The sequence below is a fragment of the Pedobacter sp. genome (genome assembly GCF_965227205.1).
Classification (GTDB): domain Bacteria; phylum Bacteroidota; class Bacteroidia; order Sphingobacteriales; family Sphingobacteriaceae; genus Pedobacter.
Genome location: NZ_OZ245727.1, coordinates 1,304,275 through 1,316,969, shown reverse-complemented (window position 1 = coordinate 1,316,969; position 12,695 = coordinate 1,304,275). Strand labels below are relative to the sequence as shown.

The 12,695-nt window shown below is 34.6% G+C and carries 10 protein-coding genes; 4 read left to right on the top strand and 6 right to left on the bottom strand.

What is annotated here, in order from left to right; all coding sequences use genetic code 11:
- Positions 1–269: 269 nt before the first annotated feature.
- Together ACO05K_RS05585 and ACO05K_RS05580 are read right to left on the bottom strand one after the other, a co-directional pair.
- Positions 270–1,118, bottom strand: a complete 849-nt coding sequence (locus ACO05K_RS05585; RefSeq protein ID WP_421943468.1) for a helix-turn-helix domain-containing protein — start codon at positions 1,116–1,118, stop codon at positions 270–272.
- Between the two features lie 113 nt (positions 1,119–1,231).
- Entirely contained in the window at positions 1,232–1,756 is a 525-nt protein-coding gene (locus ACO05K_RS05580) for a hypothetical protein (RefSeq protein ID WP_421943467.1), read from the bottom strand.
- A 286-nt stretch (positions 1,757–2,042) separates the two neighbouring features.
- Between ACO05K_RS05580 and ACO05K_RS05575 the strand changes: the two genes are divergently transcribed.
- The 3 genes from ACO05K_RS05575 (at position 2,043) to ACO05K_RS05565 (ending at position 5,287) form a co-directional block, all read left to right on the top strand.
- Positions 2,043–3,404 (top strand): hypothetical protein, encoded by a 1,362-nt coding sequence (locus ACO05K_RS05575; RefSeq protein ID WP_421943466.1) that lies wholly within the window; start codon positions 2,043–2,045, stop codon positions 3,402–3,404.
- 92 nt (positions 3,405–3,496) lie between these two features.
- Positions 3,497–4,429 (top strand): helix-turn-helix domain-containing protein, encoded by a 933-nt coding sequence (locus tag ACO05K_RS05570; RefSeq protein ID WP_421943465.1) that lies wholly within the window; start codon positions 3,497–3,499, stop codon positions 4,427–4,429.
- Positions 4,430–4,930: 501 nt separating this feature from the next.
- Positions 4,931–5,287: a hypothetical protein gene (locus ACO05K_RS05565; protein WP_421943464.1), complete on the top strand. Its 357-nt coding sequence runs from the start codon at positions 4,931–4,933 to the stop codon at positions 5,285–5,287.
- 491 nt (positions 5,288–5,778) lie between these two features.
- Here ACO05K_RS05565 and mnmE read toward each other — a convergent pair whose 3' ends face one another.
- Positions 5,779–7,137, bottom strand: coding sequence for a tRNA uridine-5-carboxymethylaminomethyl(34) synthesis GTPase MnmE (gene mnmE / locus ACO05K_RS05560; RefSeq protein ID WP_421943463.1), 1,359 nt, complete (start codon positions 7,135–7,137; stop codon positions 5,779–5,781).
- Positions 7,138–7,838: 701 nt separating this feature from the next.
- On the opposite strand from mnmE, the gene ACO05K_RS05555 reads away from it, so the two are divergent.
- Complete coding sequence (locus tag ACO05K_RS05555; protein WP_421943462.1) at positions 7,839–8,963, top strand: AI-2E family transporter; 1,125 nt, start codon at positions 7,839–7,841, stop codon at positions 8,961–8,963.
- A gap of 291 nt (positions 8,964–9,254) precedes the next feature.
- Here the strand turns inward: ACO05K_RS05555 and ACO05K_RS05550 are convergent, their stop codons facing one another.
- The 3 genes from ACO05K_RS05550 to argS are packed head-to-tail and all read right to left on the bottom strand — an operon-like array spanning position 9,255 to position 12,509.
- Positions 9,255–10,028 (bottom strand): sulfite exporter TauE/SafE family protein, encoded by a 774-nt coding sequence (locus ACO05K_RS05550; protein WP_421943461.1) that lies wholly within the window; start codon positions 10,026–10,028, stop codon positions 9,255–9,257.
- A gap of 20 nt (positions 10,029–10,048) precedes the next feature.
- Positions 10,049–10,705 (bottom strand): hypothetical protein, encoded by a 657-nt coding sequence (locus ACO05K_RS05545; RefSeq protein ID WP_421943460.1) that lies wholly within the window; start codon positions 10,703–10,705, stop codon positions 10,049–10,051.
- 31 nt (positions 10,706–10,736) lie between these two features.
- On the bottom strand, positions 10,737–12,509 hold the full coding sequence (argS, locus tag ACO05K_RS05540) for an arginine--tRNA ligase (RefSeq protein WP_421943459.1): 1,773 nt from the start codon (positions 12,507–12,509) through the stop codon (positions 10,737–10,739).
- Positions 12,510–12,695 lie beyond the last annotated feature (186 nt).

The window sequence follows — 12,695 nt, the reverse complement described above, 5'->3', positions numbered from 1 at the left end:
TTATCAATGACCAATTTTTCAATGACCAATTTCCAATTATCAATTAACCCCTAATCACTAAGTCACTCATCCAGTCATTCTCTAATTCAATTACTCAATCATAAACTAATCAACCAATGAACTAATGACCAATCAACCAACTTGCAAATTATCAAACATTCTTATTTCTTTTCCCAGATAAAGGCATTGTTACAAATCCCAAAAACTAAAAAGAACTTAAAACGCTAATCCTAAGCAACTTTATAAAATCAGCTATCCAATAACTTAAGTTATTTTTGCGACTGGCGATACACTGATGGGCTAATATTATATTTTTCTTTGAAGCTTTTATTGAAATTAGCAACATCATTAAAACCACACTGAAAAGCGATTTCTTTAATCCGCTGGCTGGAAACAATCAATAATTCCGCTGCCTTTTGCACCCTTTTATTTTTAATGTAATTGGCTGGCGTATCGTTATAGTTTTTAAAAAATTCTCGTTTGAAAGAAGAGATACTGAGGTTATGTTGTGCAGCTAATTCATCAATATTAAATTGCGAAAAAATATTTGCCTCGATGATTTTCTTAAAAGTGTAAGTAATTGGCGAAAACAACTGATTAAATATGGTTTGCACCGCAGGAGCGTTAGCACTTTGGGAGAGCAGCAAAATAATTTCTTTAAGCTTTAAAACCAGAATATCATCATTTACTAAAGTTGGATGTTGAAAGTAAAAGAGTAAACCATCTATGTATTTCTCGATTAAAATATCACTATTAATGTGTTCGATAGATTGATTTGAAATGGGAACATTTAAATTCTGAAGTAAAACAGGTACCTCCCTCGAATAGATTTGCTTCAAAATATCAGGATGAAAATTAATAACCATAATTTCTTTGGTTTCTCCTGGCTGCAAACTACTAATGGTTTTACTGGAATGAATGCAATTCAAAAACAAGGAATGTTTCTGCGGAAGTATTGCCTGCCTGTCGCTATACTTATATTTCATATCACCATCAATCATGTACAAAAAACAAGCATGATCTGTTATCGGAAAATCAAAACTGAAAGGAGCCTTTATTTTTAAGCGTTGTAAAATCGGCTTTCCGAAGAGTTCATAGGTCTTATGGTCGAGTATCATAATATCAGATAAAAATACAAAAAGGAATTTGTTTACAACAACAAACAAGCCTCGCACCTACTCAGAATACTGAATAAAGCCAGGCTTGTTTTGATGCTAAAATTTGCTAAATGCTATTTTACCTGAATAAGCTTTCGTTGCTTGTAAAACTGATAAACCGAGCCTGCTATAAAAAATACTAAAAGCAAACCTAAAGTTTTACCAATTACCGGGGCTGTTGGGCCCGCAGCCAGCGGGTGACCGATTGGAACTCTGGTAAAAGTTTCATTAACCGTTGGAATAAGAGAAAGAAAAAAACTAAAAGAAAGTAAAAAATTCTCCAGATACCTAAATTTATTATGCCCGGTCTTTTTGTGATTAAGCCAAAACGCTATAAGCACAATGATGAAAATAAATACAGAGAAAACATGCCCTGCATTGAAACCGCCATGCTTGGATAATCCTAAAGCAGTAAGCGCAGTAATAACGGTGGTATAGAAGTATAGTTTACCGGTTGAGTGTGAAAGCTCTATTTTGCCAAACCTGATAAATGAAGTTATTGCAGCAAAGATGGCGATAACGCCAATAATGGTGTGAAAGATGCCTAAGCCAGAAAGTCCCATAATTTTTATGTTTTTGTTTGAATCAAAGGTGGGCATCCTGGCAAATTTCGAATTGGTAGATATGTTCAATTTGTTGGCAATTTAGTTCAGTTTAGGAAAGTACAAATCCATCTGCTTATTGTACTTAGTACAAAACTTACCACAATACTAATCTCCATCAACATATTAAGTTTTTCTTATACAAAATCCTCAGGTAACTTAAAAATTCGATTATATCTAAATAATTAACTATTAAAATATTTAAAATTTGCACTTTTTCGTTTAATTATTATAATAATGTTGAATTAAAATAGAGTGACATTTGCGGGCTATAAAAAACCTTATGAAAAATATATTTATTACATTTTTTTTATTTATCCCCTGTTTTGCAATTGCACAAACTGGTATTGGAACAAAAACCCCACAGGCAACTTTAGATATTGTATCAAAACCAGCAGATTTATCGGCTGTAGATGGCGTTCTTCCGCCACGCTTAACTGGCAATGAATTAAAAAGTAAAGACAACTTATACGGAAATAACCAAAACGGAACTCTTGTATTTGCAACATCACCAGCATCTCCAACTACTGCGAAAACAATTGAGGTAGTTAAATCAGGATACTATTACTATGATGCCACAGCCGCGAAATGGCTTGCTTTTAAAAGTTCAGCAGATAGTCAAACAACCACAAACCTGATTACCAACCCAATTAATACGATAACATCAACAGTTAATGGAATCTCTTCAACTACGAACGCTGTAAATTCAGTTAGTAACACTTCTGCTGATAATAGTTTAACCACTACGGTAAATGGTGTAACTGGAGCAAGTGTAAACTTGGTAAAATCAGTAAGTAATGCTGTTTCTGAATCAAATTTTTTGACAACTACAGTCAATGGAATTAGCGGAACACCAGTTGCGATTAAAAATATTTATAATAGTGATGGCACTTTAACGAATGAACGTTCTGTAACAATGGCAGGAAACAGACTCTTTTTTAGAGGTACTACGGGATTTACAAGATTTTCTAATAGTGTAAGTGGTGCTGCAACAATGAATTCTACTGATGTAGGTACGTCTAGTTTCATGGCAAGAGCTGGCACAAGCGACGTTGAAATGTATGTAGACCCCAATGCTGCAGCACAAATAGCCGCAAGTGGAACATCAACAGCTTTGTCCATTGGAACAACTAGCACAACTATTGCCGCACCGATTACTTTTTTTACCTCTACCGGTGGAGGAGCGAGTGGGCAAGACAGAGCAGAAATTGCAGGAAATGGGAAATTTAATATCATGCAAACGCTAAGTGTTGGGTATTCTGCGCAACAAAATTTCACAGGTTCTCAAAAATTAAAAGTTAATGGAAGTATCGTAACTACCTCTAATACCTACCCAGATTATGTTTTTGAGAAATACTTTACAGGAAAGTCAGCTGTAAACCCAAAATATGATTTTAAAAAAATAGGTGAAATCAAGACATTTATACAAGAAAACCATCATCTTCCTGGTATCATTTCAATTAAAGATATACAAAAAACAAACAATGAATATGATGTTGACTTAACAAAGTTAACCATATCACAACTAGAAAAAATCGAGGAATTATATCTCCATGTTATTGAACAAGAAGATTTAATAAAAAAACAGCAAGGTCAAATCCAAAGGTTAACCATCAGATTAAAAAATATTGAGAAGAAACTTTAAAGAAATAATTCATTTTCTTTCCTTAAAATATACATAACATCTTATTTTTCAATTCATTAAAATATTTGTAAATTTATTAAAAGCTATTACTAATGGAAAATGATGTCCCCTTTTTCGAGAATTTTGAGGATTTTTTTAGGGCTCTAAACATTTCGCCATCAAAATTTGAAGGTATTTATGTCGATAAATTGGATAAATTATGGACTTATCCATCATTTGAAGTACCTCCATTTAAACATAATTTTTACGGCATTAAACTTCTTATCAAAGGAGAAGGTGTTATGAGGATTGGAAAATGGAAACAAACCTTAGTGAGTCCGGCTGTGTACACATCTCCACCCAATCAGGTTGTATCATGCCTAATGAAAGATGATAATATTTTAGAATATGCATTGGCGATTTCAGTTAAATTTGTTGAAAATCACTTAAAATTAAAAAACTTTATTTCTGTTTTTGATTATTTTCAAGCGGATAAGTCCGCACCTTTTGTTGTTGAATTAACCGAATTGCAAGACCTGATGAATGTTTTTGATTATATTTATGATGAATATAATTCGGATGACAGAACAGGTTCTGTAGAAATTATGGCTTCTGCAATTTTGATTTTGTTTATGAAGATAAAAAGATTGCATTTGAAATATGTCGTTAATAATAATATTTTAGAAGATGCCAATTCATTAAGTAAAGTTGATACACTTAGCAATCGGTTCCTTAAATTGCTGCAAGAAGATAATCAAAATGAGAGCTCGGAGACAATAGAATACAATATTGCCTATTTTGCCTCTAAACTTGCCGTACATCAAAATTATTTGAGTTCAAAATTAAAATCCGAAACAGGGAAATCGGCAAAAGAGCATTTGGATGCCAAAATAATTCACAATGCTAAAACTTTGCTACTACAAACAGATTTGCCAATTAAAAAAATTGCTTCTAACTTAAATTTTAAAGAGTCCTCCCACTTCAATAACTTTTTCAAAAAACAAACTTTACTAACACCAAAACAGTTTAGAAAAGAAGTTTACTAAACATAAACTTTATTCTTGAGCCACTACTAACAATCTCTGTATAGGGCTATGCTCACTGGTAATAATGTGCTTTAAATCCTGAATGTTTACTTTTCAAGTAAAAAATCTGTACGGATTGATAAACGGAAAATAGATATAATTTCCAATGGGCCATAATCATTATCGATCACTTAACGTAAAGTTTCTCAAGTTATTTTATAAGATAACAGACATCTAATTGCCTAGTTATACAATTGATAATTAAGCAATTGTATAACTAGGCAATTTCACCTCGCTGAAACATTTCTTCAGCGCTCGATAATTAGAAAATCTTAGTTGGGTTATACCTCCTTTAATTTGTGTCTACCTAACACCTAATACTTTTTTTGTATTTACTTACGACGGAAAATCGTGTCGAATTCATGATTTAAATTCACAATTTTTTAGTAAAAAAAAATAAACAAAATTTGTTTATTTTGTATTATTAATTAGTTATATTAGTTCAACTTTAATAACATCTATATGAAAAAACATGTATTAATTATTGAAGAATATCGCTCTAATGTAGAATTGATTGACATATTACTCGATTCAGGTTTTGAGATATCATTACTAAATAATGTATCTAAATTTTTGGTCAATGTTACTCAGCTTAAGCCCAATTTAATTATTATGAATATGGGTCCTTCAGTAGCTAACGAGCGGAATTTATTCAATATACCCTGGCCGGAACTGGCCTCGGCAAATATTCCGATTATTATCGTTTCTAATTTATCCGAATCCACTTTTATAAGCTTTCCTTATCAAATACAGGCATGTATTATTAATCCACCTGATTTTGATATCGTTAGAGATAAAGCATTAGAAATTATCAATTAAGTTAGGTGATTCCTTTCCTGGATTTTTAAGACAAATTAATAAGGAGTATACTTGTTCACATCATGCTCAAATTAACTTGTCTTCTTCGGGATTTGTTCGGGAAAGCATCGTGCCTGCTTCGGGAAGTGTTCGGGAAGCCTTCGGGAAAGGTTCTACTCTATCACGAATAAATACCGAAGCATATGGCACCCCTTTGTAATTGCTTCATCACCTCAACCTTACGCTCAACCTTAAATGAAGGCGTTAGCAGCATAGATAGAGTACTGTAATAGTACTAAATTGTAATTTCACATTTTTGAGAATGGAGGCAATCGGGAAATTGTACCTGTTTTAATTTTCTGGCATGTCCTAACGCTATCAAAAGCCACCTCCTATCCCATTGCATACCCATCCCAGTCCTAAGGCATGATGATCGCATTTTAAAGCATGTAATTAAAATCCGAAAATTTTATCCAAAAAGAAGCGCAAATACGCTTGTAGATTAGGGAATCTTATTTACCGATACAAAACTTAGTAAAAATATTCTCGAGCAAATCATCAGTAGTTACTGTACCTGTAATTTCGCCAAGATAATGCAAGGCTTGCTTAATATCCATCGCCAGGAAATCAGATGTAACCGGGTTATCAACATTATCCAGCACCCTTTGCAAAGCATTTTCGGTTTGTTTTAAGGCTTCAACATGGCGGATATTGGTCACCAAAGTTTCGCTGGTATTGATGTGATGCAAATTCACTTGCTCTAACAAGGTAGTTTTAAGGTCTTCAATGCCTTGCTTTTCCTTTGCCGAGATAAACACTACATCTAAACTTTCAAAAGCTTTACGTTGCGCTTCAGCAATTAAATCAGCTTTGTTAACCAAAACTAAGTATGGGATGCCCAGTTGCGCCAACCCTCTGATTTGCTCTTCCAGCTCTGCAACACTTTGGCTTGCATCAGCCATATAAATAATCAGCTTGGCCTGCTTCATCTTTTCCAGCGTACGCTCTACACCTAAGGCCTCAATAATATCTGCCGTATCACGAATGCCTGCCGTATCAATAAAGCGAAAAACCACACCACCTATCGTCAATTCATCTTCAATAGTATCTCTGGTGGTTCCGGCAATGTCAGAAACAATGGCTCGTTCCTCATTTAACAGGGCATTTAACAAGGTCGATTTACCTACATTTGGTTTACCTGCAATTACAATGGGTACTCCATTTTTAATCACATTCCCCATTTCAAAAGAAGAAATCAATCGGCCTAAAACCTGATTAATTTTTGTCACCAATTCACGCAGTTGTTCGCGGTTCGCAAATTCTACATCTTCTTCTGCAAAATCAAGTTCAAGCTCAATCATCGAAGCAAAGTGAATCAATCGCTCACGTAAAGCTTTTAATTCATTAGCAAAACCACCACGCATTTGCTGCATGGCAACATCATGCGAAGCTTTAGAGTTAGAAGCAATTAAATCTGCAACCGCCTCTGCCTGACTTAAATCAAAAGCGCCATTTAAAAAAGCCCTTAAGGTAAATTCGCCCGGCTTTGCTGCCCTTGCACCCTTACTAATCAGTAGATTAATAATTTGCTGAATAATGTAATTAGAACCATGGCAGGAAATCTCTACGACGTTTTCTTTTGTATAAGATTTTGGAGCAACATACAAACCTGCAACCACCTCATCAACAATACTTTCACCATCTTTAATTAAACCGAAATGTAAAGTATGACTTTCCTGTTTACCTAAATTTTTTCCGGCAAAAACAGAATCGGTTAAACTTATGGCATCCGGCCCGGATAAACGTATAACGCCAATAGCCCCCGAACCCGGTGGAGTTGATAATGCAATAATGGTATCCTGATTGTCCATGTTCTTTTAATACAAGCGGCAAAATTAATTTAATATGTGGGGAATTGTATGAGCATAAGGTAATTTTTTTGGAAGAAAAGAAGATGAGGGATGGAAGATGGATGATGGGAAATGGATAATGGGAAATAGGGAATGGCCAATGTAGCAGTTTCCTGTTATCAGTTACCAGTTGGGGATTTAACAACATGTCTCATAGTTGTTGTCCGTCTGAGCGAAGTCGAAGACAAATAAACAATTATATAATGAACAGCCAATAATCAATTAACCAAATAACAAATCGACCTCTAAACCCTAAACAACTAACCATCTAAAAAACCAAAGAACCAATTAAACAATTCCACAGTTAAGCAATTAACCAAATAAAGGAATAATGAACAAGGATAAAGGAGCAATTTAGCAGTTTTCTGTATCAGTTACCAGTTGCGGGGTTAATGATATATCTGATAGTTGTTGTCAGTCTGGAGCGGAGTCGAAGACAATTAACCAATTATATAATGAACAGCCAATAATCAATTAACCAAATAACAAATCGACCTCTAAACAACTAACCATCTAAAAAACCAAAGAACCAATTAACCAATTCCACAGTTAACCAATTAACCAGCAACCAAACAACGAAAAAACTAAAAAACCAACCAACAAATTATCACTATCTTAAAACATTTATAAACGAATCATGTTTAACTGAAAACCTAAAAACTATGACGAATAATATGCCTCTAACTGTCAAGCGTTCAATCGAATTATTGGGGCTGATTGCGTTTGTTGCGGTGATGGTAGTCGGTCGCGACATCATAATGCCAATTTTAATGGCCTTTTTCATTAGCATCATGCTTTTGCCAGTATATCGTTTTTTAAAAAAGAAAAAGTTTCCCGAAAGCCTGGCCATCATACTACCCATTTTGCTTGTTGCACTTTTTGTAGCATTAATCGTTTGGTTTTTCTCCAACCAGATTGGCATTTTAGCGAAGGATTTTCCGCAGATTAAAGCAAATGTTAACCAGCACATTCAGTCACTTAGCGATTGGATAAGCCGAATTTCAAAGTACGATACAAATCAGCAAAAGGCTTTCATTCAGGATAAGAGCGATGATTTAATGAATATGGGTACTTCCGTAGCTGGTGGGGCAGCTGTTACTTTGAGTGGCGTTTTTGTATTTATTGGTTTATTACCGATTTACATATACCTGATGCTTTTTTATAAAGATATTCTATTAAGATTTATCTTCATGTGGTTTCAAACAGAGCATCATCCAAAGGTTAAAGACGCCATTTACGAAACTGAATCAATTATTAAAAGTTACTTGATTGGTTTGCTTATACAGATTACCTACATGACGATTCTATTGGGCGGAATCCTGATGCTGATTGGCATTAAACACGCTTTACTAATTGGTGTAATCTTCGCAATATTAAACCTGATTCCTTATGTGGGTGCATTAATTGGTAATGTAATTGGCGTATTGCTTACGCTTACCTCTTCGCAGGAATTATGGCCGGTACTAACGGTTTTAGGTGTAATTGCCTTTGTTCAGTTCTTAGATAATAACATCCTGATGCCACGTATTGTAGGTTCGAAAGTTAAAATAAATGCATTGTTTGCAATCCTCGGTGTATTTATCGGTGGCAGCATTGCAGGCGTCTCCGGGATGTTCCTCGCCTTACCGATAGTCGCGGTATTGAAAATCATCTTCGACCGTACCGAAATGTTTAAACAATGGGGTGCTTTATTGGGAGATGAAAGACCAGCCAAAAGCCCGATGAGCTTCCCAACTTTCAGAAAGAAAAAACCAGTACCAGTTAAATCAGGAATTGAAAAAGATTAGGTGAGGACTTGGTTAATTGTAGAATTGAGAAATTGTTGAATCGTTGAAGGACGAACTGGAATTTATGATTGTTAAGCCTTATTGGTTAAGTGTAAAATTGATAAATTGTTGAATCGCTGAATGGCGAACTTGAATTTGTAATCGTTAAACCTTAGTGGTTAGGTGGTTAAGTGTAAAATTGATAAATTGTTAAATCGAACTGTTCAAACGAAAAACGACCAACGAATAACGTTTTATTTAGAATTACTCATTTGATTTTATTTATCGATGCTTGAACAGGTAACCGACAACTCAAAACCGATAACTCGAAAAAACATCATAAGCAAACCTCAAAATCGTACCGAAAACAACGATAAGAAAGAATATACGGATAAACTTATTCCCTTTTAACAAAGCGAGTTTAGTACCGAAATAAGCACCGCCAATATTAAAAATTGCCATTGGAATGGCGTATTGAAAAAGAATATGTCCGGTTGAACTAAAGTATAATATTGCAGCTAAATTGGTTGCAATATTTACAACCTTCGCATGTGCACTTGCGGAAACAAAATCAAAACCTAAAACAGCAATAAATACCAATATCAAAAAGGAGCCTGTTCCTGGTCCGATCAAACCATCATAGAAACCGATAACTAACCCAAAAAGCGAAGCCATTAGAACCTGCTTTTTCACAGAATGAGCTTTCTCCTGATGGATGCCAAATTGTTTATTGAAGTATGTGTAAACGGCAACCAATATCAGCACAACAAGTATCACAGGTTTAATAACTGAATTATCAATCCGGCTAACCAGAAATGCACCAGCTAAAGCTGAAAAGAAAGCAACAATAGCACAGGCTGCTAATATTTTATAATTGAATTTTATGTGTTTAGAGTATTTGAAAGCGGCCAGAGTGGTGCCTGCAATCGAAGGGATTTTAGTTGTTCCCAATAATGTTGCGACAGGGTAATGTGGTAGAATAAGTAAAGTGGCGGGCGTTTGCAATAAACCTCCGCCACCAACAATAGCATCTATAAAACCTGCTGAAAAAGCAGCCAGGCATAATAAAAGGAGCTCGTTAATCATTTAATATCTAATTAGCCAAACTATTGTCCAATAACAATATTATCTAATTCCCAACTACTCTGTATGCACTGCTGAAACCCTATTTCACTTCCAACCTGTGGCTTTACTAATAATTTGTAAACAAGTTTATTATTTATTTTAACCATCAAAACTTCATCTTGCTGAATGATTTCAAACTTATTGAAAACATTTCTCTGAATATCGAAATTAGTTAAGCTTGAATCTCTCAAATCGGTTGACCATTGAAAATATTCCCATCCTTTACCAAGCTGAAATTTACCTAAACGAACACGATTTAATCGAAAATCTAAATTATAGAGGTCAAGTTTTCTTACGCCATCAAATTGCTGCATCCTCCCCCAGCTAAAATCAAAACAGCCCAAATTAAATTCAGAACTTATACTTTTTCCATCAAAACTAATGGAAAAATTTTTATCAGCATTAAATCCGGTAATAGTTTTCCTATACCATAAACACCCATTACTAATCTCATTTTTAGTTGCTTTATTTATGTATAATTTCCCAGAATCTTGTCTAACTGTAAATTCTTTCTGGTCGACAATCAGCCAATTGTACTCATAGCTTTCAAAATCCTCTTTAAAAATTGTTTTTCTTTGAGCCAAACAGTTAGAAGAGTACAAAGATGTTATAAGAAAAATTATAACAAAAATTTTCATAATAATTGAGATTTCATTTGATTGTTAAAGATTACATCCTCTCCGGAGAAGTAATGCCCAAAATCAACATACCTTTAAAAATAATATCGGCTGTTTTCTTGCTTAGGTTAAGTCTGAATTGTTTTGTATCACCTTCTTCAGTTTTTACTATCGGTGGTATTTCGTGGTAAAACTTATTAAACAACTTAGCCAGTTCGTATAAATAATTAGCCAAACTCGCCGGACTATGTGCTTTAGCCGCAGTTTCAATCTCCGCAGGATATTTAGCCAACTGTAAAATCATTTCCAACTCTACAGGCAACAAATCTCCGGCCTTCGGACTTCCAACTTCCGCTTTATAATCAGCTTTGCTTAATAAAGATTTAATCCTTGCATGCGTATATTGAATAAAAGGCCCTGTATTACCTTGAAAATCAATGCTTTCATTCGGGTCGAAAAGCAAACGCTTTTTAGGTTCAACTTTTAGTAAGAAATATTTTAAAGCACCTAAACCAATGTTTCTGTAAAGTTCATTCTTATATTCCTCAGAAAAATCGTTGATTTTACCCAGCTCTTCAGTTTTTTCCTGAGCCGTTGCAATCATATCTGCGATTAATTCATCTGCATCAACTACTGTTCCTTCTCGGCTTTTCATCTTACCGTTGGGCAAATCGACCATACCGTAAGATAAGTGATACAATCCTTTAGCCCAATTTTTGCCTAGTTTTTCAAGGATTAGGAATAAAACCTTAAAGTGATAATCCTGCTCATTTCCAACCACATAAATCGACTCATCCATTTTGAAATCATCGTATTTCATTGCAGCTGTACCTAAATCCTGTGTAATGTAAACAGATGTTCCATCAGCACGTAAAACCAGTTTTTGGTCAAGTCCATCAGCAGTTAAATCAATCCAAACAGAACCATCTTCCTTTTTAAAGAACACGCCTTTTTCCAAACCTTCATCAACCGTATCTTTCCCTAATAAATAAGTATTGCTTTCATAGTAAAATTTATCAAAATCAACACCAAGGTTTTTATAAGTAACGTTAAAACCTGCGTAAACCCATTCGTTCATCGTTTTCCAAAGCGAAACTACAGCTTCATCGCCTTGCTCCCATTTCAAAAGCATTTGTTGCGCTTCTTTAATTAATGGTGCATTTTTCTTTGCTTCTTCCTCAGTTTGTCCTTCAGCTTTTAGCGCATCAATCTCTTTTTTATACTCTTTATCAAAAATCACATAGTATTTTCCAACCAAATGATCACCTTTTAAACCAGAGCTTTCCGGTGTTTCACCATCGCCCCATTTTTGCCAGGCAAGCATCGATTTACAAATATGAATGCCTCTATCATTTACCAGATTAACTTTTACAACATCATAACCGTAAGCTTTTAATAACTCTGAAACAGAATAACCCAATAAATTATTTCTAACATGCCCAAGGTGAAGCGGTTTATTCGTATTTGGAGAAGAATATTCTACCATTACCTTTTTTCCGTTCGGCTCAAAAGAACCAAAATCATCGGTTAAAATGTCTTCGTTAAACTGCTTAAGAAAATAACTTTCAGAAATACTAAGGTTTAAAAATCCTTTAACAACATTAAAGGCCGTTACATCGGCAACGTTTTCAACTAAATATTCGCCAATGGCTTGAGCCGTTTGCTCTGGCGATTTCTTCGAGATTTTAGTAATTGGAAAAACGACAATCGTAACCTGTCCTTCAAACTCTTTTCTGGTTTCCTGTATATTGATAACACTTTCTGCTACTTCTTCGTTATAAAGTTCTTTAATAGCATCAAGCGTTGCGGTAATAATAAAATTCATGTCGCAAAAATAGACATTAAAGCGGAAAGCTGAAAGACCAAAGCATGAAGCAAAATTAAAAAGGATCTGGAAAGGTATTGCAGTGTGTTTTCGGTTGCTGTAGTCCTCCTTTTCGCTTTAGTCCCGATTAATTTCAATGAAAAATCGAAAATCGGGAGCTGCCGCTTCAATGAGGTTTAATTAACT